Origin of the sequence: Oceanobacillus sp. E9 (assembly GCF_001741975.1) — a bacterium.
In the GTDB taxonomy this organism is placed as follows: domain Bacteria; phylum Bacillota; class Bacilli; order Bacillales; family Amphibacillaceae; genus Oceanobacillus; species Oceanobacillus kimchii.
Genome location: NZ_LSNA01000001.1, coordinates 618,246 through 640,056 on the forward strand (window position 1 = coordinate 618,246; position 21,811 = coordinate 640,056).

Annotated in this window: 20 protein-coding genes; 4 read left to right on the top strand and 16 right to left on the bottom strand. The window is 36.3% G+C overall.

Annotated elements, in window-relative coordinates:
- The first annotated feature begins 72 nt into the window (after positions 1 to 72).
- The 3 genes from AQ616_RS02895 (at position 73) to AQ616_RS02905 (ending at position 2,524) form a co-directional block, all read left to right on the top strand.
- Positions 73 to 1,311: a Zn-dependent hydrolase gene (locus AQ616_RS02895; protein ID WP_069685028.1), complete on the top strand. Its 1,239-nt coding sequence runs from the start codon at positions 73 to 75 to the stop codon at positions 1,309 to 1,311.
- Between the two features lie 159 nt (positions 1,312 to 1,470).
- Positions 1,471 to 1,839, top strand: coding sequence for a DoxX family protein (locus tag AQ616_RS02900; RefSeq protein ID WP_017798713.1), 369 nt, complete (start codon positions 1,471 to 1,473; stop codon positions 1,837 to 1,839).
- Positions 1,840 to 2,161: 322 nt separating this feature from the next.
- Positions 2,162 to 2,524, top strand: a complete 363-nt coding sequence (locus AQ616_RS02905) for a cupin (protein ID WP_069685029.1) — start codon at positions 2,162 to 2,164, stop codon at positions 2,522 to 2,524.
- A gap of 196 nt (positions 2,525 to 2,720) precedes the next feature.
- On the opposite strand, the gene AQ616_RS02910 is transcribed toward AQ616_RS02905, so the two are convergent.
- The 12 genes from AQ616_RS02910 to AQ616_RS02965 form a co-directional block, all read right to left on the bottom strand.
- Positions 2,721 to 3,923, bottom strand: coding sequence for a S1C family serine protease (locus tag AQ616_RS02910; RefSeq protein WP_017798715.1), 1,203 nt, complete (start codon positions 3,921 to 3,923; stop codon positions 2,721 to 2,723).
- A gap of 84 nt (positions 3,924 to 4,007) precedes the next feature.
- A complete protein-coding gene (locus AQ616_RS02915; RefSeq protein ID WP_017798716.1) occupies positions 4,008 to 4,793 on the bottom strand; it encodes an MBL fold metallo-hydrolase in 786 nt (261 codons plus the stop codon).
- On the bottom strand, positions 4,790 to 5,734 hold the full coding sequence (locus AQ616_RS02920) for a two-component system regulatory protein YycI (RefSeq protein WP_017798717.1): 945 nt from the start codon (positions 5,732 to 5,734) through the stop codon (positions 4,790 to 4,792). Before AQ616_RS02920 ends, AQ616_RS02915 begins: the two co-directional genes overlap by 4 nt.
- A gap of 2 nt (positions 5,735 to 5,736) precedes the next feature.
- Positions 5,737 to 7,041 (bottom strand): two-component system activity regulator YycH, encoded by a 1,305-nt coding sequence (gene yycH / locus AQ616_RS02925; protein ID WP_069685030.1) that lies wholly within the window; start codon positions 7,039 to 7,041, stop codon positions 5,737 to 5,739.
- Positions 7,038 to 8,876: a cell wall metabolism sensor histidine kinase WalK gene (gene walK, locus AQ616_RS02930; protein WP_017798719.1), complete on the bottom strand. Its 1,839-nt coding sequence runs from the start codon at positions 8,874 to 8,876 to the stop codon at positions 7,038 to 7,040. Before walK ends, yycH begins: the two co-directional genes overlap by 4 nt.
- Before the next feature lie 6 nt (positions 8,877 to 8,882).
- Entirely contained in the window at positions 8,883 to 9,584 is a 702-nt protein-coding gene (gene yycF, locus AQ616_RS02935; RefSeq protein ID WP_011067850.1) for a response regulator YycF, read from the bottom strand.
- Between the two features lie 316 nt (positions 9,585 to 9,900).
- Positions 9,901 to 11,190: an adenylosuccinate synthase gene (locus AQ616_RS02940; protein WP_017798720.1), complete on the bottom strand. Its 1,290-nt coding sequence runs from the start codon at positions 11,188 to 11,190 to the stop codon at positions 9,901 to 9,903.
- Between the two features lie 306 nt (positions 11,191 to 11,496).
- Complete coding sequence (locus AQ616_RS02945) at positions 11,497 to 12,390, bottom strand: glycine betaine ABC transporter substrate-binding protein (protein ID WP_017798721.1); 894 nt, start codon at positions 12,388 to 12,390, stop codon at positions 11,497 to 11,499.
- A gap of 80 nt (positions 12,391 to 12,470) precedes the next feature.
- The gene (locus AQ616_RS02950) at positions 12,471 to 13,331 is read right to left on the bottom strand and encodes an ABC transporter permease (RefSeq protein ID WP_069685031.1); all 861 of its coding nucleotides are present in this window, start codon (positions 13,329 to 13,331) and stop codon (positions 12,471 to 12,473) included.
- Positions 13,324 to 14,523 carry a quaternary amine ABC transporter ATP-binding protein gene (locus AQ616_RS02955; RefSeq protein ID WP_017798723.1) on the bottom strand — a complete coding sequence of 400 codons (1,200 nt, stop codon included), beginning with the start codon at positions 14,521 to 14,523 and terminating at the stop codon, positions 13,324 to 13,326. Before AQ616_RS02955 ends, AQ616_RS02950 begins: the two co-directional genes overlap by 8 nt.
- Positions 14,524 to 14,867: 344 nt before the next feature.
- Positions 14,868 to 15,431: a DUF2812 domain-containing protein gene (locus tag AQ616_RS02960; protein WP_069685032.1), complete on the bottom strand. Its 564-nt coding sequence runs from the start codon at positions 15,429 to 15,431 to the stop codon at positions 14,868 to 14,870.
- Between the two features lie 238 nt (positions 15,432 to 15,669).
- Positions 15,670 to 16,092, bottom strand: a complete 423-nt coding sequence (locus AQ616_RS02965) for a MarR family winged helix-turn-helix transcriptional regulator (protein WP_069685033.1) — start codon at positions 16,090 to 16,092, stop codon at positions 15,670 to 15,672.
- Between the two features lie 123 nt (positions 16,093 to 16,215).
- Between AQ616_RS02965 and AQ616_RS02970 the strand changes: the two genes are divergently transcribed.
- Positions 16,216 to 16,638: an organic hydroperoxide resistance protein gene (locus AQ616_RS02970; RefSeq protein ID WP_017798726.1), complete on the top strand. Its 423-nt coding sequence runs from the start codon at positions 16,216 to 16,218 to the stop codon at positions 16,636 to 16,638.
- Between the two features lie 159 nt (positions 16,639 to 16,797).
- Here the strand turns inward: AQ616_RS02970 and dnaB are convergent, their stop codons facing one another.
- The 4 genes from dnaB to AQ616_RS02990 all read right to left on the bottom strand — a co-directional run bounded on the left by dnaB (position 16,798) and on the right by AQ616_RS02990 (position 21,747).
- Positions 16,798 to 18,162, bottom strand: coding sequence for a replicative DNA helicase (gene dnaB / locus AQ616_RS02975; protein WP_017798727.1), 1,365 nt, complete (start codon positions 18,160 to 18,162; stop codon positions 16,798 to 16,800).
- A gap of 193 nt (positions 18,163 to 18,355) precedes the next feature.
- On the bottom strand, positions 18,356 to 18,802 hold the full coding sequence (rplI, locus tag AQ616_RS02980) for a 50S ribosomal protein L9 (RefSeq protein WP_017798728.1): 447 nt from the start codon (positions 18,800 to 18,802) through the stop codon (positions 18,356 to 18,358).
- Positions 18,799 to 20,775, bottom strand: a complete 1,977-nt coding sequence (locus tag AQ616_RS02985) for a DHH family phosphoesterase (RefSeq protein WP_017798729.1) — start codon at positions 20,773 to 20,775, stop codon at positions 18,799 to 18,801. Before AQ616_RS02985 ends, rplI begins: the two co-directional genes overlap by 4 nt.
- A 39-nt stretch (positions 20,776 to 20,814) precedes the next feature.
- Positions 20,815 to 21,747, bottom strand: coding sequence for a YybS family protein (locus tag AQ616_RS02990; RefSeq protein ID WP_069685034.1), 933 nt, complete (start codon positions 21,745 to 21,747; stop codon positions 20,815 to 20,817).
- Positions 21,748 to 21,811: the final 64 nt, after the last annotated feature.

Genomic DNA, 21,811 nt, shown 5'->3' on the forward strand with positions numbered 1-21,811 from the left:
TAATCAAATATTATTACCATTAATATCATCAAACTTGGTCGTATTTCTTAATTAAAATGGAGGAGAATTGACATGAACAACCTTCAAGCTCGAATTGAAGAACAAATTGATAACATTAGTAAATTTACAGCAACAACAGATCAAGGAACAACGAGGCTCACTTATAGTAAAGAAGACAAGCAAGCACGGGAATATATCAAAAATAAAATGATGGAATATGGTTTACAAGTTCGTGAAGATGGCTTTGGAAACATTTTCGGCAAATTAGAAGGGACTATAAAGGATGCTCCAAGTATTCTGATTGGTTCCCATTTTGATTCTGTACCAAATGGTGGTTCTTTTGATGGCCCTGCGGGAGTAGTAGCAGGTCTAGAAGTCGTGGCATTATTTAATGAAAATAACCTTAAACCAAAATATCCATTGGAAGTTATAGCTCTTATTGAAGAAGAAGGTTCAAGATTTGGAGGAGGATTGATGGGTTCAAGAGCAATGACTGGTTTACTTAGTGAAGAAGATTTTAAAAACCTCATAGATCATAACGGTGTCTCCACCTTAGAAGCGATGAAAGAAATCGGTCTCGATTCTTCACTTTCAAAAAAGAGAGATCCAGAAACAATTAAGGCATATCTAGAATTGCACATTGAACAAGGACCTATTTTAGAAGCTAAAAAAATACCAATCGGTGTAGTAGAAACCATTGTCGGTCTAACTCAATTTGAAATTACAGTGGATGGCCGAGCAGGGCATGCTGGTACAACACCAATGGATCATCGTTCAGATGCTTTAGTGACTGCAGCACAGATCATTGCTGAAATTCCTTCCCTGGCTAAGGAAGAAGGCGAAGGTACAGTTGCTACTACAGGAAAACTAAATGTTTTTCCGAATGGTTCCAATGTCATTCCGAGTAAGACTGTCTTCACAGTAGATATCCGTTCTGGAAAAGAAAAACATATCCAGAATGTAATTCGTAAGTTAAACCAATTGGTAAATTTCCACAATAAGGAGGGGATAAAAATCACGGTTAGCCAGCAATTATATATGGAACCAAAAGCAATGAATCGAGATATCATCTCCCTGCTAAAGAAAAGTAGCAGTACTTTAGATATACCTTATTGTTCTATTAATAGTGGAGCTGGTCATGACGCAATGGTTTTAGCTGAAGTAACAGATGTCGGTATGCTTTTCGTCCCAAGTAAAGGAGGAGTTAGTCATACCCCGGAAGAATGGTCTGACTCACTAGATATTGCCAAAGCCGTTGAAATTTTATTTGAAACTGTCAAGAAATTAACGGAAGTTGAGGAATATGATTAATGAAGCAACTAGGTATAGAGAAGAAGTTAACAGCCATTCACCTTAAATAATAACGTTCGTGACAATAAACTTATTCGATAATGTTTACTTTCTTCATAATTGCTTGGCAAGTTTGTCCACAACCTTGCATACAGTGATATAAGAAGGGAGGTTTTGCTTATGTTACCGAATAAGTTTATTTGTTATGCATTGGGGTATGTATTTATTATATCTGGCCTAATAAAACTAATTGATCCATCCAGAAGAGGGATGTTCCACGAATTAGCACTTCCTTTTCCGGAAACGCTTTTCTTTGTCGTCGCTATGGTTGAATTTCTAGCAGGCATGTTATTAGTCGGCCGGATGTACCTTCATCTAGCTATCCCACCACTTATATTCATCATGATTGGCGCACTTTTCTTTGCAAAAGTTCCGATCCTCTGGACAGAAGGATTATTATCTTTCTTATTTGCATCTCGTTTGGACATTGTTTTATTGGTTTTACTAGTAATGCTTTGGCAACATGTAGGCAAATGGAAAAAAATATAGATTTTACGCACATGCATTTGTGGAAAACATCTGTGTAAGTGTTAAAATCTGTTTATATCCTCTAAATCACTTTAAGTTATCCACATTTTTATTCACATATGCACAAATGTTCGTAGTTATTTTGTGTCCGAACATATTTTCTACACCAAATATAGATTTCCACTTAAAAGTTATCCCCGATTTGTGAATAAGTTTAAATTTCTGTGGATAAATAAGTTGAATTCGTTTATATCAAGGTTTTTATCCATCTCAAAAAACAAAAGAATTTTTCCTTTCTATGTCGTAGAATAATCTTATCCTATTTTGAAAGGAAGTCATCCGTTTGAAAATTTATAGTTTTAATCAACAATATGGTCAGTTTATCACCCATTTTGATTCTATTTTTACTATGACTAGAATCCTCCAGACCAATCACGAGACGAGAATTGGTTGCATGCATTTAGATAACAATGGTATCATTGGCTATCATCAAGCATCGGTAGACCAACTGCTTCTTGTTGTCAACGGAGATGGATGGGTTCGAACTTCAGATACAGATCAAACACTTATTCAATCTGGACAAGCTATTTTCTGGAAAAAAGGAGAATGGCATGAAACAACAACCACTAATGGATTAACCGCTATCGTTATTGAAAGTTCTTCACTAAATCCCGACCAATTTTTGACACAACTAGCAGTGAAATGAATTTATCCACATATTATCCACAGAAAAAGGCGCCTCCTGATGGACAACTTATTGAAGATTCTCTGGAAAGATCATATTTCCATTGCTTCAAATAGTTCCCACGGGTAAGCGCCTATTTTACATTATTTATGTTTCAAATTAATTGTTTTATATCCCTAACGGAGCGAAATCCTCACATAGAAGAAGTTTCACTACATCATTGACTTCCCAAAGTAATGGTCGTGTTCATTTGACGACCATCTCGATAAAATGTTAGATCTACTTCATCGCCAATTTCTTTTTCTTGATATAATATTTTTCTCAAGTCAATCATGTTATGAATTGGCTCTCCATCCATTTCGACGATGACATCTAATTCTTGTAAGCCTGCTTTATCTGCAGGAGACAATCGTTCCACTGTCCATACATATACTCCACCGGTAACTTCATGAGGTAGATTTAATGAATTTCTCCACTCATATTGCGGAAGTTCATCTAAGGAATAGATTTCTACTCCTAAATATGGACGTGTTACTTCTCCTGTTTCTTCAAGCTCTTCAATGACAGGAAGCGCGCTATCAATAGGAATGGCAAAACCTATGCCTTCCACAGCGTCTTCATTTATTTTCATTGAGTTAATCCCAATTAATTGCCCATTAATATTTATAAGTGCTCCTCCACTATTACCAGGATTAATTGCAGCATCTGTTTGAATGACTTCTGCTTGCCAATCTGCACGTCCATCCATATCAAAATCCATTGGAATGGTACGCTCCTTCCCACTTATAACACCCTGTGTTACTGTACTAGAAAGGTATAAACCAAGTGGGTTTCCAATAGCAATTGCTGGCTCACCAACTTTTATCGTAGATGATGTACCCATTTCAATTACTGTATCTACTCCCGCTCCATCCATTCTCAATACTGCTAAATCCGTAAATATGTCGCTTCCGATAATCTCTGCTTCAATATGTGTTTCATCATGCATAACCACTTCAACCGTGTCTGCTCCTTCGATCACATGATGATTGGTAACAACGTAAGCTGTATCCCCTTCAAGCTTGTATATGACACCTGAACCGGTTCCTGCTTCAACGCCTTCTTCCTGAGACCAAAAATCATTGCCACGCTGAAAATTTGTTATACCTACCACTGCTGGAGTTACTTCACTAACTACATCAGTCAATTGTGTGGATACATCTACTTGTAAAGGTTGAACATTCGGTGAAGGCTCTACATCTGGACTATTTTCTTCCGTAGAAGTCGCTTGATCAGTATCTCGACCATCTTCGTGATTTAAAAAGAGGTCTGGGACAATAACTAATATCACTATCCCACCAAGTACAATACCTGTTAATAATGGAATAAACCAGGTGCTTTTTCGTTTCTTTTTTTTGTAAGATTGGTCATAATATCCCATATATCGATCTCCTTATCGGTTTCTATACCTAAGTATTCCCTAAAGATCGTAAAACATAAACCTTTTTAATCCCAATTCACTACCTTATCCAACTTCATAAAGTGGTGTTGCAAGTCTTGGGTCTGTATGATGCAAATCCACCTGAATTCCTCGTTCATCTAACACTTGTTTAACCGACATTTGAGCAAGATCTTTCATGTTATTATCCATACTTAAATGAGCTAAATAAATTCGTTTCGTACGATTCGATATGATATCGGTTAGTGCAAGACCACAATCTTCATTTGATACGTGACCTGAATCTCCAAGAATTCGTCTTTTAACACTCCACGGATACGGCCCCATGCGAAGCATACCTACATCATGATTTGCTTCAAATATATATGCATCGGCATCTTCCACAGTTTTTTTAATTCGCTCCGATACATACCCTAAATCTGTAACAAGCGCTACTTTTTTCCCATCATGCCGGAATGTATAAAACATCGGTTCCGCAGCATCATGGGATACACCAAACGACTCCACCTCCAAATCTCCGAAACTGCGAACAGACTCCAAATCAAAGGTAAATTTCTGATCAAGTGGAATTTTACCTATCGATTGATCCATCGCATGCCATGTTTTTTCATTTGCATAGATTGGTAGTTGGTATTTACGTGCTATAATTCCTAATCCCTTAATATGATCACTATGCTCGTGTGTCACAAGAATGCCATCTAATTGTTTCGGATCTACCTGAATGCTTTGAAACAACTCGTCTATCTTTTTACCACTTAATCCTGCATCAACGAGCATCTTTTGTTGCTCTGTTTCTATATAAAACGCGTTCCCTGTACTGCCTGAAGCTAGTACACTAAAACGTAGGGTCATTCATCTTCACTCCCGATTTCTTCCAGCTTTCCTTCCATCAGTTGTATGATGTTTTCTCTAATTTCGTTTTCTTCATCTAATCGTCTTGCTTGTACTAAAATATTTTCGTTAATGGTATCTGTAAAAAATTGCGTGTAGTACCCTGGATAAATGATCCCTTCGAAACCATTAACAAAATAATCGACCGTGTCATCGATTGTTACTTTCCAAGTTGGTGCAAAGACAATTTCTCCACCATCTTCAGGTTCAATACGAGAGTAATACCCAATGGCAATATCGCTGACTTCCTGATCTTGTCTGAGGTAACCATTATTACTCCGCAACAAATAGCTAATAGCTGTTTTCGGAGACACAATAGATCTATCTCCCTGTTTATTTGAATCCCCAAGCATGGTCTGCGTATAATGTGTGATCTCGTTATCATCATTTAAATAAAAGAGTAGTATAGCTTGTTGGTTAAGGAATACTGGTGCCCCTTCTTTTGTTTGAAAGAAAGCGATAATATTTAAGTCTTTATTCCATGTACCATAAGTATACTGACCAGCCTGAATGACGTAAGGAGCAATGATACTTTGAAGCATTTCTCTTTCCGTACCTTCTTTTGGCATCTCAATAGGCTCTTCAAATTGTGCAAAGAGAAGTGTATTATCTATACTTGTAGTCGCTTCTAATCCATCTATATTATTTAATTCTTCTACTTCACTTGATTTAAATAGACGCTTAGCCACAGATAAATAACTTAAATCAGGCACTTCTCTATTTATAATAGCATTATTAATTTGAATATTCTCTGATTCCAATTGTTCATCTACCGTCTGATCATCGTTGCTTAAAGATGGTAGATCATACTGGTCTTGACGTTGAACGAATTGAAAAAGCAAATAAACATTTAAGACAAGGAAACTGAGAATAAAAAGTGTTTTAATGTGAGACCATTGCATCCTCAATCCCCTCCTCTAGCCGCATCACCAGGCTCATACGGTACGGCCGACCAACTATTATTTACTTTCATAAACCACTCTGGTTCCATTGATACATAGTCCCCGTTATCATCTGTTTCCACTTGAATCTTATAACCTACTTTTAAATCTTTAATGTTATCCATATTAATTTTTGAATTCGCTAAATCTTCTATTATATCTTCTCCACTACGCATTTCTTTTTTTGTTTTGGTAATAATATCAGTCGTATCGAGATAAATAGCCGGACGTTTATACTCTAATAAGTGTTGATTACTATGCTTTTGTTTTATCGTTGAGATGTCTGGTGAGGAACCTTGAAATACAGGATATCCCTCATAATACATTTGATACGTAATTGTTTCATTATCAATGTTCATTAACCGGAAGTCCTCGGTAAAACCAGAATGTCCATTAATATTCTGTATACTACCTTCAATTAAATTCAATTCCGACATTGGTTCCGATTGTTCTAAATATAAATATATATATTCCATTACATTGCGTTCAATCGTCAATTGTCGCACATCCGTCGCATATAAGTAGCCATTCCCCGGAGTCGCAGATCCTCTTATACCAGAAGTATTCTCAAATAACATTTCTTGAAGTACGGATTTGTCCATCTGTGTAAAAAAGATCGACAATGGTTGCATCGCTGGTACTTCTCTTGGAATATAAATATCGTTTTCTGAGCCCTCTACTAACGTCATCGCTTGATAATCTTCTGATTGCAATCTATGCATCTCATCCCATACCTCTTGATATCTCGATGTACTCGTTACTTCCGCTTTCACCTTTTCACGTCCATCAATGGAAATAAATTCGAATTCTAATGACTTCGAATTCGGTTCAAAGGTAATATAAAATCGATCTATAGAAAATGTAGGATATGGTGTTGCCTCATCTTCAAATTGCAAAATACGATCAAATAATAAGAATGGAACTTCTTGTGGAAAAATAACTTCGATTTCATAGTTAGATGCTGTTCTTTCTTCTTCTACTGGTAATCTTTCCATTTCTGTTAAGGGTAAATCCTGCAAACGATCATAGAATTGTTCCTTCAAACTAGGGTTAGCATGCGTATAATAATTTCCCTCTTGTTTAAATAAAATTTCAGATGGCATGACAATTTCATCTACAGACTTTTCTGCTCCACTTAAAGTTCCTTCTACGGATCGTTCATTCAAAGGATCATAGTCAGCTTGATAATTCCACATACCGAACGTCAGAATCATACTTGTCCCAATTAACACGACTAAAAGTAATGATTTAGCTGTCTCTAGTTTCATCTGACATCCCCCCGCTTCGAGCTCATCAGTGGTAATGTAAATAAAATTGTTGTTCCTTTACCTTCACTACTTTGAGCCCATATCTGACCATGATGTGCTTCAACCAATTCTTTTGTAATTGCTAGTCCTAAACCGGTACCTCCAAGTTTTCGGTTTCTTGCTTTATCCACACGATAAAACCTTTCAAATATTTTATCTAATTTATCGTAAGCAATTCCCATTCCTTGATCTTGTACACTTATTAATAAATAATGGCGTCTAATATCTAATTTAACTCTGATTTTTCCGCCATCTGGAGAATATTTAATTGCATTGGTTATGACATTATCCATTACTTGTGTAATCTTGTCCCGATCCATCCAAACATAGGCTTTCGTATTCGGTATTATTTTTTCCATATGAATGGATTCTGGAATATTCATTTCATAACGATCTAATACTTGGTATAGATAGCTTGTAAATTCTTCCCGTTGCTTATGCATTGGAAGTTCATCCGAATCCATCTTAGACAGTTGTAATAAATCATTAACCATACGAATCATTCGATTGGTTTCTGTTTGGGTCACATCTAAAAAGCGCGGTGCAATTTCTTTGTTTTCCCAAGCACCATCCGACAATGCTTCTAAGTAGCTCTTCATTGTGGTTAAAGGTGTTCTGAGCTCATGTGATACATTGGAAACAAAATCACGACGTTCTTGTTCCATTTTCTGTTGTTCGGTAACATCACTTATAACAGTAATAAATCCAGTAATCTCTTCTTCTTCATCGACCACTGTTGTAAAATTGGCGCGAATAAGGAATGGTGTATCCTCATTACTAAAATCAATGATCATGGAACCATTATTATGTAATTCACTTAGATCAATTTCATTTCCTTCTAAGTGTAAGACATCAATAACAGAATCTCCTATTAAATCTTCTGGATTCTCACCAATTAATTTAGCCGCTGCATCATTCATTAATGTAACAGAACCATCGTTATCTGTAGCAATGACACCATCCGACATATTGGCAAGTATCGAACTGAGCTTTCGCCTTTCTTCTTCAATGGTGGCATAAGAATGCTTCAGCCTACTATTGAGATCATTAAACGTCTCAGCTAGTTGCCCGATTTCATCTCTACCATATACATTTACCTTCTGTGTGAAATCTCCATTTGCCATGATTATAGCTTGTTCACGCATCTCCATGATTGGTTTTGTGATAGTACGTGCTACCAAAATCCCAATAATAGCCGAAATCGTAATTGCAAGAATGGAACCTTGGAGGAAGATATTATTTATATCCTCGATTTGGCCATATACTTCTTCTAAAGAAGACTTATAAAACACAGCCCCAACAGCCATGTCGTCATCACCCAAAATGGGCTTGACATATACATAGACCCTGCTATCTGTTTCATCATCATAAAACGTACCATCGTCCGTAGAATTAAAAAGTAAGGCATCACGCACCATTGAATTGTTCAACTTTTGACCAATTTGATTTTGGTCATCCAATACATTGGTACCCCTTACTCTACTCTGATTATCAACAACATTGATTGTTGTTGAAGCATTTCCTCTATTTATATCATTAATAATTCGTGTAATCTCTTCTTCTAAAGACTCTATGGTTCCACTTTCCTCAGATCGATCTCTAGCAAACGCTTGCTCTAAATTATGACTGAGCATTTCTACACGTTCGCTAGCCGATGTCTTGAAATTTCTTGTTAATTCATCATTTAAGCGATCCGTAAAGAAGGATCCTATCACTTGCACAGCTATAATCAAGAGTAATATATAAATAATTATAAATTTTAACTGTATCGATCGAAAGAATCCTACTTTATTCATATACAACTACTCCTGCTCAGGATTACGTAAATAATAACCCACACCTCTTCGGGTTACAATCCATAAAGGATTACTTGGGTTCTCTTCAATTTTTTCACGAAGGCGACGAACGGTTACATCTACTGTACGTACATCACCGAAATAATCATATCCCCATACGGTTTCTAATAGATGTTCTCTTGTCATTACTTGTCCTATATGACGCGCCAGATAGTGTAGAAGCTCAAACTCACGATGTGTAAGTTCAATTTCTTCTCCTTTTCGCGACACGACATATGCATCAGGGTGTACGATAAGATCCCCAATAACAATATCTTTCGTTGTTTTCACCGTTTCATCTGGTACTTGTTCACGACGTAAATTCGCCTTAACACGCGCAATAAGTTCTCGGTTGCTAAATGGCTTTGTTACATAGTCATCTGCACCAAGCTCCAGTCCTAAGACTTTATCGATTTCTGCATCTTTTGCTGTAAGCATGATTACAGGAATATTTTGTGTTTTCCTTACTTCTCTTAAAACTTCATTTCCGTCTTTCCCCGGAAGCATAATATCTAAAAGAATTAGGTTCGGTTTTTCACTTTCTGCTAATTCTATCGCTGTATCTCCATCATTTGCTACGACAACTTGGTAGCCCTCTTTTTCTAAGTTAAATTGTAATATATCTGCAATTGGCTGCTCATCATCTACTACTAGTATTTTTTGACTCATTTTAGCCACATCCTTTTCATCCAAAAGTTACACAAACTTTTCTTCTATTTTAACGCAAAATGACATTATTGTCTTGTACACTGAATAATAATTTGCCTTTTAAAAAATGACGCTCTTTTTTCTTACCAAGATCATCCATTAATTGTTCATATAATTTACTTATTTGTACTTTATTTTAAACTTCTACACCAGTTAACGTAACACAGTGTTTCACGTGTAACAACACAATAGTATAAACCAAAAGAAGCAAAAGCCAATCAAGTTTTATTGGCTTTTGCTTCTTTTATAACTTAGTTACAGCTTTTTTTTTATTTTATTATGGACGATACACACTACGTACAACATTTGTTTGAGAACGATCTGGGCCAACAGAGAAAATCGATAACGGAATCTCTGTTAATTGTGAAACTCTCTCTAAATAATGACGAGCATTCTCTGGTAGGTCGTCTAAGCTCTTCGCTCCTGTAATGTCTTCTTGCCAGCCTGGCATTTCTTCATACACTGGTTCACATTCTGCAAGTACTTTTAAGCTCGCTGGGAATTCTTTCATAATTTCCCCTTTATAACGATAGGCAACACAAATTTTCAATGTTTCAATACCAGTTAATACATCAATAGAGTTTAAGGATAAATCAGTTATACCACTTACTCGGCGAGCATGGCGAACAACAACACTATCAAACCAACCAACGCGGCGAGCGCGCCCCGTAGTAGTTCCATATTCACGTCCAACTTCACGAATTTGATTCCCGATTTCATCATGAAGCTCTGTTGGAAAAGGTCCGTCACCTACACGAGTTGTATATGCTTTGGATACGCCAACAACATGATTAATTTTCGTAGGTCCTACCCCAGATCCAATTGTTACTCCTCCCGCAATTGGGTTGGAGGAAGTAACAAACGGATACGTTCCTTGGTCAATATCTAGCATAACGCCTTGTGCACCTTCAAACAACACTCGTTTACCTTCATCAATGGCATCATTTAATACAACAGAAGTATCAGTAACATAAGGTGCCATCTTCTGGCCATACTCATAATATTCTTCTAAAATATCTTCTACTTGAATAGGATCCGCTTCATATACTTTTTCAAATAAACGATTCTTTTCTCTTAAATTCTGTTCCAGCTTTTCACGAAAAGCATCTTTATCCATTAAATCCGCTACACGAATTCCAACACGTGCGGCTTTGTCCATATACGCAGGGCCGATTCCTTTTTTCGTTGTTCCAATTTTATTTGCACCTTTTTCTTCTTCTTGAAGAATATCCAGTTTCAAATGATATGGAAGGATAACATGTGCACGATTGCTTATACGAAGATTATCAGTTGATACATTACGTTCATGAAGATATGCAACCTCTTCAACAAACGCCTTCGGATCAATTACCATTCCATTACCTAATACACAAATCTTATCATCAAAGAAAATACCAGATGGAATCAAATGTAATTTATACGTCACATCATCAAATTTAATTGTATGTCCAGCATTATTACCACCTTGATATCTTGCAACTACTTCTGCATTTTGAGAAAGAAAGTCTGTAATCTTACCTTTCCCTTCATCTCCCCATTGGGTACCCACAACAACTACTGAAGACATAGTGCACCTCCATAATGAATTTTAATAATATACTTACTTTTCATAGCAACCATAGCATCCGTAAAATTGATCATTATAATGAATTTACGAAAGTTACTTCACTACGATAAATTATTTGTCTTTTATTCTAACCATTAGTCATTCTATCAATACGAATCTAAATAGTCAATGTAAAATACGAACATTTTATCGTTATAATCAGTTAATGTACGGAACATCCTATATATTTTATAATTAAAAAAGGTTCCTATCACCGTATTGATAATAGAAACCTTTTAACTGATTCAAGAACAGAAATTATTTTATTTACTCTACATCTTTTGTCCATTCGTCAACTTTATCTTGGTTAGCTTCTACCCAATCAGCAGCTGCTTGTTTTGGATCTGCGCCTTCACTGATTTCAAGCATTACTTCTTCCATAGCAGCAGTGTCCCATTGGAAGTTATCAAGTACTGTGTATGCTTCTGGCATGTCTTCTTCTAGACCTTCACGAACCATCGTTTCAATCGTTTCAGCATCACCAAATACACCTTCTGGATCTTCCAGATACTTTAAGTCATATGCTTGGAATTTCCAATGCGGAGACCACCCTGTTACAATAATATCTTCTTCATTATTAATTGCACTACCTAGTTCAGTAGCCATAGCACCACTAGAAGAAGTTTGAACAGACCATCCATCTAGGTTATCATATGTTTCTACAGCGTCTTCTGATGCGGCAACAACACCTGCACCTGGCTCAATACCAGTGATCGTTTGCCCAGCTTCATCAGAAAGGTCTTCAATGGAGTTAACATCCATATATTCTGGAACAACTAATCCAATTTTTGCTCCCTCTAGGTTTACACCAAGACTTTCAACTTGATCACCGTAAGCTTCATACTGCTCAGCATGAGTGTTTGGTAACCATGCTGCTACCATTCCGTCAGCTTCCCCATTTGCTACAGCTTCCCACATAATTGCATTATCTAAAGCAGTTAATGTTACATCATAACCTAAATCTTCTAAAACTTTACCAATCACGTGTGTTGATGCTACTTCCGTATCCCATTCTACGTATGCTAGTTCAATTTCTTTACTATCTTCTCCAGCTGAATCTCCTTCACCATCTCCACTATCGTCACTTCCGCAACCTGCAGCAAATAATGATAATGCTAGTCCTGAAATTAGACCCGCACGTTTTAAGTTCCATGTAGCCATAAAATCGCTCCTTTTATTATTATAGATTAGTTTATATAGACTCTCCTCATGAAGTACATGAAGAGAGGTGACCCACAAAATTACTCTTTATCTTTGTTCATATTTTGCGTAATGCGATCAATAATAATTGCTAAGATAACAATTCCAATCCCTGCTACGAAACCAGGTCCTACAGATGCACGTTGTAGAGAAGAAAGTACTTGACTTCCTAACCCTGGTGCACCGATCATAGATGCAATTACAACCATGGATAGTGCTAACATTACTGTCTGATTAATCCCAGCCATAATTGTCGATTTCGCCATCGGTAACTCAACCTTAAATAGTTTTTGAGCTCCCGTACTACCAAATGAATCCGATGCTTCCACAAGATCCTTCGACACTTGACGAATACCTAAATTCGTAAAACGAACGGTAGGTGGCGTTGCAAATATAAGTGATGCAAACACACCAGGAACCATGCCAATACCGAAGAATGCTACTGCAGGAATTAAATATACGAATGCTGGCATCGTCTGCATAAAGTCTAGAATTGGCGTGAATATTGTGTTCGCAATCTTACTTTTCGACATGAGTATTCCAATTGGAACACCTACGATAACCGATAGTAAACTTGCTAATAATACAAGTGTTACGGTGGACATTAGCGCATCCCATAAACCTTGGTTATATACAAACCAAAGACCAACAATGGAGAATGCTGCTAAACCAAATTTCTTACCTGATACAAAAAATGCTATTACCGCAACAATGAGAATAAATAGTACTGGTGGAATTTCTACAAGTAAATCTCCAGATACATAATCCATAAAATCGCCAAAATACGTCTTTAATGGTTCAAAGACAAATGCAAATTTCTCTTGAATCCATTTTGTTGCATTTTCTGTCCATTGTGCTAATGGAATCTGCGGTACAACATCAAGCATGCTTTCATTACTCATCTGTATTCACCTCTCCATCTCCAGCAAGAGCGGCAAGCACAGCCCCACGAACGATAATACCTTCTAAACGATCATCCTCACTTACCACTGCTAATGGAATAGGCGAATCATAAATCATTGAGAAAATTTCCTGCATAGCAGTATCTGGACTTACTTTTAAGATATCTGTTTTTAGAATGTCTTCGATAGTATTGCTTTCTTGTTTTCTTGCTGCTGATGCATCATCTGCAGTTACATACCCTTTCAAGTGGCGTTTCCCGTCTACAACGAGAATGCTCGAAATACCTTCTTTTCGCATTCTTTCAAGGGCGGCACGCGGACCATGCTTCTCTATATTTATCGTTTCTGGGCGTTTCATAATATGATGTGCAGTTAGAATCTTCGAACGGTCTACATCTTCTACGAATTTTTCTACATAATCATTCGCAGGATTCATTAAAATTTCTTCTGGAGAACCAATTTGAACAATTGCACCATCTTTCATTAATGCAATTCTATCTCCTAAGCGTAATGCTTCATCTAAATCATGCGTGATAAAGATAATTGTTTTCTTCATTGATGATTGTAAATCGATTAATTCATCCTGCATCTCTTTACGAATTAACGGATCAAGTGCAGAAAAAGCTTCGTCCATAAGAAGTACTTTCGGATCATTGGCAAGTGCACGCGCCAGCCCAACACGTTGCTGCATACCACCAGATAATTGGCTTGGTTTTTGATGAATATAATCACCTAACCCTACTAATTTCAATGCTTCTTCAGCACGTTTATGCCGCTCATTTTTATCTATCTTTTGTACTTCTAAGCCAAATTCTGCATTTTGCAAGATTGTACGATGCGGGAATAATGCAAATTGCTGGAAAACCATTCCTAGTTTTTCTCGACGAACTTGGCGAAGTTCTTTCTTATCCATTTTTGCTAAGTCTTGCCCTTCGATAAGAATAGAACCCTCACTTGGCTCGATTAAACGATTCAATAAACGAACTAATGTGGACTTACCACTACCGGAAAGACCCATAATAACAAATATTTCTCCCTCTTCTACAGAGAAGCTTGCACGGTTTACACCAACCGTGTTGCCAGTTTTCTTAAGGATCTCTTCTTTGGTTAATCCTTGATCAAGCAGTTTTATAGACTGCTTTGTATTTTTTCCAAAAATTTTAGATAGATTTTTTGTTTCAACTACTGGCATTGTTTCACCTCTATTTCTTTTGATTTTTGGGTAGATTTGCATAATACTAAACGATCATATGTGTAATAAATAAAAATAAATGAATCTTTTGGACTCATTTATTTTTCGTTTCGGTGTGGTTAAACCGTCCCTTTATGAACGCACTTACGCTATTATATACAAAATATAATTTTCAAACAAATACAATAAAAGCTCGTCTTTCACACTATTGTTTTAAAATTAAATCTTTCTTTAACTTAATAAAGACAATCCATATTATATCGTCCATATACTCTTAAATACTTCACTTCATTTGAAATCTGAAACCTAATTTTGTCATCAAATTGTAATTTTGTTATATTCTATTAATTTATATCATTATTCCGTAATTTTTGAATTCGCCATTTATAGATTGCATATGGTGTAAAAGTCACCGAAAACCCGATAATTAAAATACTAAGAACACCAATAAGTAGATTTCTTACTATATTCCATTCAATAAATACCCATCCTAAAAATACAAAAAGTATGGCAATAAAGATACCAATACTATATTTTCCGAAATAAGAACTTTCGCTACGAAAACGCGTTTGTAATTTTTCTGAATTTCTTTCTAGTAGTGTTGTTCCAGCAGGAGCAAAAAATAAGTGCAAACTATTTGAAGTATCCACTAACTGCCATCCTGCATTGTAAAATACACGATAATATTGTTCTGTAGGATTTGGTTGGGAATCGAAATAATAACTAATTGATTTAGGCTCTACTTCTTCTAATATGTACATAAATCCACCCAACCATATTTTCTTTATTTGCCAGCCTTCTTCTGCTAATTCTTCAAATTTGTCGACACTTCTCTTCTCAGCAAAAATAAATGGATTACTTACTATAAATTTTAGACCCTTCATCATTTCTTTCCATTTGTTTATCATTTCAACAACCTCTCTATCAATCGTAGTTTTTTAAATATATGCCTTTATAGTTTCCTATACCCTATTATTATACTTTCTGGCTAGGATTTTTAAGATTTTAAGTTATTTTATAATGATTATGTATGATTGCGTAAAAAGCCCAGATACCATTCCTCGATACCTAGGCTTCCTTCTGTTCATAACATAACAAACACTAGCAATTGCAAATATCCATTTCGAGTACTTATTATGGCCTTTGCTAATTACCAAGCATTTTAAATAATATTTGTTTTAGTTGCATTGCTTCTGTTTCGTTTAAATTAGTCTGTTCAATAAATTTTAATGGAATCTTTTCTGCTTGTTTTTCTGCTTGTTTTCCTTGCTTAGTTAAGACGACTTCTACAATACGTTCATCTTCTTTTGATCGGCTTCGTTGTATGAAGCCGTGTTCTTCCATTCGCTTCAGCATTGGAGTCAGTGTACCTGAATCCAAAAAAAGCCTTTCACCTAATGCTTTTACTGAGATCCGGTCTGTTTCCCATAGAACAAGTAAAACTATATATTGCGGGTAAGTAACGTTTAACTCTTCTAACAATGGACGGTAGCGTTTTGTCATTTCCCGAGTCGCAGCATATAGAGGAAAACATATTTGATTATCTAATTTTAATATATCTTTGGACATTATTATCACTCCTAAACTTATTATAACAAGTTCATATATAAAATTATATTAGTTGACGCAACACAATTTGATTTTGTACAATCTAATTGTGTAAAATTTAAATAAAAAGAGGAGTGTTTTATTATGGGATCAGCATTATATACGGCGTCTTCTACTGCTTCCGGTGGCCGTCAAGGATCAGTAAAGTCGTCTGATGGCACATTGGATTTAACTTTATCTTTACCAAAAGGGTTAGGTGGAAACGAGAAAGAAGGTACTACAAACCCGGAACAGCTCTTCTCTGCAGGCTATGCTGCCTGTTTTGACAGTGCATTGCAAATGGTTGCTGGACAAGTGAAGAAAAAAATTATTTCTGAGGTAACCGCAGAGGTAAGCATTGAAAAACAAGCTAGTGGCTTTGGCTTAAGCGTGAATCTAACAGCAAAAATGGAAGGCGTAACACAGGTGGAAGCGGAAGAATTAATGGAAAAAGCTCATAAAGCTTGCCCTTACTCCCGTGCCATTGAAGGAAATGTGGAAGTAAAGAAAAAAGCAATCGGAGAATAATGTATGTAAAACACACTCTAAATCTTTCAGAGCAAGTTAGGGTGTGTTTTTTTCACTCGTTATAATTACAAACTAATATACTTCAGGCTCCAAAGTTTCGCGCTTTAAAAGAAAAAAGAACTATAATCTTCAAATCATAGTTCCAGAATGCATTGATAATTACATCGCAGGAGGGATGTCTCCTTCCTGATATCGATGGTCTAAATCAACGAATTTATTATATTCTTTTACAAAAGCCAGTTCTACTGTTCCTGTTGGACCATTACGTTGTTTTGCTATAATTATTTCTATGATATTTTGTTTTTCTGTTTCTTGATCATAATAATCATCACGATAAAGGAATCCAACAATATCAGCATCCTGCTCAATACTTCCAGACTCACGAATATCCGACATCATCGGTCTTTTATCTTGTCGTGATTCTACACCACGAGATAACTGAGATAGTGCAATTAAAGGAACTTCTAATTCTCTTGCTAATGCTTTTAATGCACGTGAAATCTCAGACACTTCTTGTTGTCGATTTTCTTTTGAACTTCCGCTCCCTTGAATCAATTGCAAATAATCGATTAAGATCATGCCAAGTCCATGCTCTTGCTTAAGACGACGACATTTAGAACGAATTTCATTTACACGAACTCCTGGTGTATCATCAATATAAATTCCGGCATTGGATAATGAACCCATTGCCATCGTTAACTTTCCCCAATCATCTGCTTGTAGTTGTCCATTTCTTAGACGCTGTGCATCAATATTTCCTTCTGCACAAAGCATACGTTGGACTAATTGGTCAGCTCCCATCTCAAGACTGAAGATGGCCACATTTTGATCTGTCTTTACTGCTACATTTTGTGCAACGTTCAATGCAAATGCCGTCTTACCAACCGACGGACGAGCCGCAATTATAATTAAATCATTGCGTTGGAACCCAGAAGTAATTCGGTCTAGATCCTGAAATCCTGTTGGTACTCCCGTTACATCTCCATGTTGTTGATGTAATTGTTCAATATTATCGTATACATCAATTAAAACATCTTTGATATTTTTAAAAGCTCCAGAGTTTTTTCTCCCAGAGACTTCCAGAATACTTTTCTCTGCATCATTTAATACATCTTCTACTTCGTCCTCTTTTTCAAATGAAGAGGTAACGATATCCGTCGCTTTACGAATTAAACGGCGTAACGTAGACTTCTCTTCCACAATCTTGCTATAGTATTCTATATTCGCAGCTGTTGGTACACTTTCTGCTAACTGCGTTAAATACGTAACACCACCGGCTTCTTCCAATTGCTTCCGATCGTTCAAAAAAGTTGTCACTGTCACAACATCAATCGGTTCCCCTTTATCGGACAAGCTCATCATTGCAGCGAATATTCGTTGATGACTCGCCCTATAAAAGTCTTCTGCAATCAAAGTCTCTGATGCGGTTACGTAGGCTTGTGGCTCTAAAAAAATCGCACCAAGCACCGATTGCTCTGCTTCAATATTATGTGGCGGCGTACGGTCATTCCACGATGCACTCATCGCATTCTCCTCCTAATAACAATTAACAAAATCCCTAAATAGCGAGACCTATCAAGGTGTTCGGGTCCATTATAACTAAGCTTATACCAAAGATTTTACGGGCGTTAATGCACACTTCACCATGATTATATATCTAAAGATAGCGAAGAAATCGGCGCCTAGCATGCCGATTTCTCTTCTCATTTCATCTTATTTATTTCTCTGCTACATGAACTTTAATGGACCCTGAAACCTCTGGGTGAAGTTTAACTGGTACGGTTGTATATCCTAATGAACGAATCGGTTCATCCAATTCAATTTTTCGTTTATCGATTTTATGACCAAATTGTTTCTGCAGTGCCTCTGATATTTGTTTACTGGTAATAGAACCAAACAAACGTCCATTATCACCTGATTTTGCTTCTAGTTCCACTGCAATCTCAGCAAGCTTATCTTTTAAGTTAATCGCATTTTCTTTTTCCTGCTGCTCTAGCTGGTCCGCCTTTTGTTTTTTCGCTTCTAAAGCTTTCATGTTTCCAGCTGTTGCTTCTTCCGCTAAGTTATTTTTTAACAAGTAGTTACGCGCATAACCATCTGGTACATTTTTTACGTCGCCTTTTTTTGCTTTTCCTTTAACATCTTTTAAGAAGATTACTTTCATTCTGATGCTCTCCCCTCTTCGTATTCATCTATAATTTCTATTAAATCTGCTGCAGCCTCTTCAATCGTCGTATCATCTATTTGCGTAGCAGCATTCGTTAAATGACCGCCACCGTTCATTTTTTCCATAACTACTTGTACATTGACATCACCAAGTGATCTTGCACTTATTCCTATTTTACCATCAAACCGTTCGGAAATAACAAATGATGCGCTTATCCCTGTCATGGTTAGTAATGTATCTGCTGTTTGTGCAATTAATACGGGACTATACGAGATTCCTTCTGGAGCTTTGGCAATCGCAATATGTCCATGAATTATTTCAGAACGCTCGATAATTTGACTTCGCTCAATATATAATTCTAGATCTTCTTTTAGAAAACGTTGTACTAAGACCGTGTCCGCACCCTGTGCGCGTAAATAAGATGCCGCATCAAAGGTTCTTGAACCCGTTCGCAACGTAAAACTTTTCGTATCAACGATAATACCAGCGAGTAATGCCGTTGCTTCTAGCATTTTCAATTTCGTTCCTTTTGGCTGATATTCAAGCAGTTCTGTTACTAACTCTGCTGTCGATGATGCATATGGTTCCATATATACTAATGTCGGATTATCAATAAACTCTTCTGCTCTACGATGATGATCTATCACAATTTTATACTCGGTTTTATTTAATAAACTTTCGAAACCGACCATACTTGGTTTATGCGTATCTACAATCACCAGCAAGCTTCGTTGTGTTATTCTTTCCTCTGCTTCTTCGAGGTCAATAAAGTTATCCCACAGACCTTCGTCAGAGCGTATCGTTTCCATCATCCGATTGACACTTGTTTCCATATCATTTTCATCAAAAACAATATAACCAGGAACTCCATTCGTTTTGGCAATGTTCATGACACCGATTGCCGCTCCGATTGAATCCATATCAGGAGATTTATGTCCCATAATCATTACATTATCACTGGCTTTTACAAGTTCTTTTAAAGCATGGGAGATAACTCTCGCTCGAACTCGGGTACGTTTTTCCATTGGATTGGTTTTACCACCATAGAAACGTACTTTTCCTTGTTCATCTTTAATTGCCACTTGGTCACCACCACGACCTAATGCTAAATCCAAACTAGATTGAGCAACTTCTCCAAGTTCAGGTAGTGTCATATTCCCTACACCAATCCCTACACTTAATGTAACAGGGTTATTTTCGACACCTTCCATCTCTCGGACTTCATCCAATATATCAAACTTTACTTTTTCTAACTGTTGTAATATTTTCTTCGTTCCTACCGCTAGAAAACGTTCTTGAGAAGTTCGTTTTAAATATAGCCCATAGTGACTGGACCAGTTATTTAAAATAGTTGTTACTTGAGAGTTTAATTTACTCTTCGCAGTGTCATCCATGTTTTGTGTGATTTCTTCATAATTATCTAAGAAAATAATTGCAAGCACTGTCTGTTCATTATGATATCGTTGTTTTAATGCTTCTTGATCGGTGCGATCCATAAAATAAAGGAGCTTTTCCTCTTTTTTTATGACCGTTAAAAAAGTATATCCTGCAAGTTCAACCCAAACTTCTTCTTTATTTTCCTTAATCATCGGTATGAGATCCTCAGATAACAGATGTAAAGATCTGCCTACAAGCGTTTCTCTGTCTTCACTGAATTGGTTCATATACGGATTAGACCATTCAATTTGAAATTCATCATTAAATAGTATAATTCCAAATGGCATTTCCAATAAAGCTTCCTCACCTACTTTTTTTACACGATGAGAAATCGTTGATATATATTCTTCTGCTTCATCCAGAAGAATTTGTTCGGTTCGAATACTGTAATAAAAAGAAGCAGCCAAAACGATGGTCATAATAAGACCGATTATCCATTGGAAATACCAGAGTGCCACAAGCAAAATAATAGATATTCCATATACAACCCATACATGTTTGCTTAGTGCTGGCTTATTGTGTAAATCTGGCATAGCTTTCAGCTCCTTCAAAACCTACAAGTGTCTGTTGGGTTACTTCTTCTGCAAACGATCTCTTAAGTTAAATCCTACATCAATTATACCTAAGATTCTTATGAAATAAAGAAGAAATTGTGGGAATATAAACGTAAAAATCACAATTAAAACCGGAATGGCTTTTGACATCTTTTTGGCATGTGCATAGAAGAAGATAAATGAAATCCCTTGTATTGCTAATAACATTCCAACAATAAAAAATAGGTTTTGTAAACCAACATACAATGTGGTACCTGGATCCTGGTTAAATAAAGATACAACAAACGCTAAAAAGTAGACCCAAATTATCGAACTTGGAAATCTTATATCACGTATTGGGGGAAAACGAAGCTTCTGCTTATCTTTTCGATTAATAATTTTATAACTTATCCATTGGACAACCAATGCAAGAATTGCTGCTGCAGCTACTAAAAAGGATGGGAGTAATTCTTTCATCATTTGTATTTGTGTTTCTGCAACTTCCTGAATTTGTTCTGATTGTTCCGCAAGACCCATCTCTTCGATAAATGCAGTACTTGTTTCAACAGAGTCTTCTACAACTGTTTCAAATTGATTTACTAAATTTACATCCAAAAATAATTGTGTGAATCCGAATGTAAATAAAATACCTATGATGAAACCGAATATTCCTCTAGCCAACGTATCATAAGGAGTAACACCTTTATACATTGCATTACCAATCATTATTCCACCAAGCCCCATCATCAAGACCAGTGGTATAGCGATAATTGTCATGATAAGCAAGGATATCAATAACGCCAATGCCAACATCACAAAACCTGACTTCAGCCCATACTTTTTTGTGAATAGAACAAAAGGTATTGGTAGTAAAAATATTGATATAATAGGCAAAAACAAGAAAGAGGCTAATATGATTGTAAATATAAATAGCATCAATGCCCCATCTTTTATTTGTTTAGATTGATTCATTTCATGCACCTCGTTCTAACTATAGTGTTATGTCTAAATGGCATATTATATAATGATAACATGA

What these genes read in the sequence shown, in the direction of transcription:
- AQ616_RS02945 (WP_017798721.1), bottom strand. Translation starts at nt 12,390, where the DNA reads ATGGCTACATGGAACTTAAAACGTGCGGGTCTAATTTCAGGACTAGCA.
- dnaB (WP_017798727.1), bottom strand. Translation starts at nt 18,162, where the DNA reads ATGAGTGCATCGTGGAATGACCGTACGCCGCCACATAATATTGAAGCA.
- AQ616_RS02950 (WP_069685031.1), bottom strand. Translation starts at nt 13,331, where the DNA reads ATGAGTAATGAAAGCATGCTTGATGTTGTACCGCAGATTCCATTAGCA.
- AQ616_RS02990 (WP_069685034.1), bottom strand. Translation starts at nt 21,747, where the DNA reads ATGAATCAATCTAAACAAATAAAAGATGGGGCATTGATGCTATTTATA.
- AQ616_RS02910 (WP_017798715.1), bottom strand. Translation starts at nt 3,923, where the DNA reads ATGGGATATTATGACCAATCTTACAAAAAAAAGAAACGAAAAAGCACC.
- AQ616_RS02955 (WP_017798723.1), bottom strand. Translation starts at nt 14,523, where the DNA reads ATGCCAGTAGTTGAAACAAAAAATCTATCTAAAATTTTTGGAAAAAAT.
- walK (WP_017798719.1), bottom strand. Translation starts at nt 8,876, where the DNA reads ATGAATAAAGTAGGATTCTTTCGATCGATACAGTTAAAATTTATAATT.
- AQ616_RS02940 (WP_017798720.1), bottom strand. Translation starts at nt 11,190, where the DNA reads ATGTCTTCAGTAGTTGTTGTGGGTACCCAATGGGGAGATGAAGGGAAA.
- AQ616_RS02920 (WP_017798717.1), bottom strand. Translation starts at nt 5,734, where the DNA reads ATGCAATGGTCTCACATTAAAACACTTTTTATTCTCAGTTTCCTTGTC.
- yycF (WP_011067850.1), bottom strand. Translation starts at nt 9,584, where the DNA reads ATGAGTCAAAAAATACTAGTAGTAGATGATGAGCAGCCAATTGCAGAT.
- rplI (WP_017798728.1), bottom strand. Translation starts at nt 18,802, where the DNA reads ATGAAAGTAATCTTCTTAAAAGATGTTAAAGGAAAAGCAAAAAAAGGC.
- AQ616_RS02900 (WP_017798713.1), top strand. Translation starts at nt 1,471, where the DNA reads ATGTTACCGAATAAGTTTATTTGTTATGCATTGGGGTATGTATTTATT.
- AQ616_RS02915 (WP_017798716.1), bottom strand. Translation starts at nt 4,793, where the DNA reads ATGACCCTACGTTTTAGTGTACTAGCTTCAGGCAGTACAGGGAACGCG.
- AQ616_RS02965 (WP_069685033.1), bottom strand. Translation starts at nt 16,092, where the DNA reads ATGTCCAAAGATATATTAAAATTAGATAATCAAATATGTTTTCCTCTA.
- AQ616_RS02895 (WP_069685028.1), top strand. Translation starts at nt 73, where the DNA reads ATGAACAACCTTCAAGCTCGAATTGAAGAACAAATTGATAACATTAGT.
- AQ616_RS02985 (WP_017798729.1), bottom strand. Translation starts at nt 20,775, where the DNA reads ATGCCAGATTTACACAATAAGCCAGCACTAAGCAAACATGTATGGGTT.
- AQ616_RS02960 (WP_069685032.1), bottom strand. Translation starts at nt 15,431, where the DNA reads ATGATAAACAAATGGAAAGAAATGATGAAGGGTCTAAAATTTATAGTA.
- AQ616_RS02970 (WP_017798726.1), top strand. Translation starts at nt 16,216, where the DNA reads ATGGGATCAGCATTATATACGGCGTCTTCTACTGCTTCCGGTGGCCGT.
- yycH (WP_069685030.1), bottom strand. Translation starts at nt 7,041, where the DNA reads ATGAAACTAGAGACAGCTAAATCATTACTTTTAGTCGTGTTAATTGGG.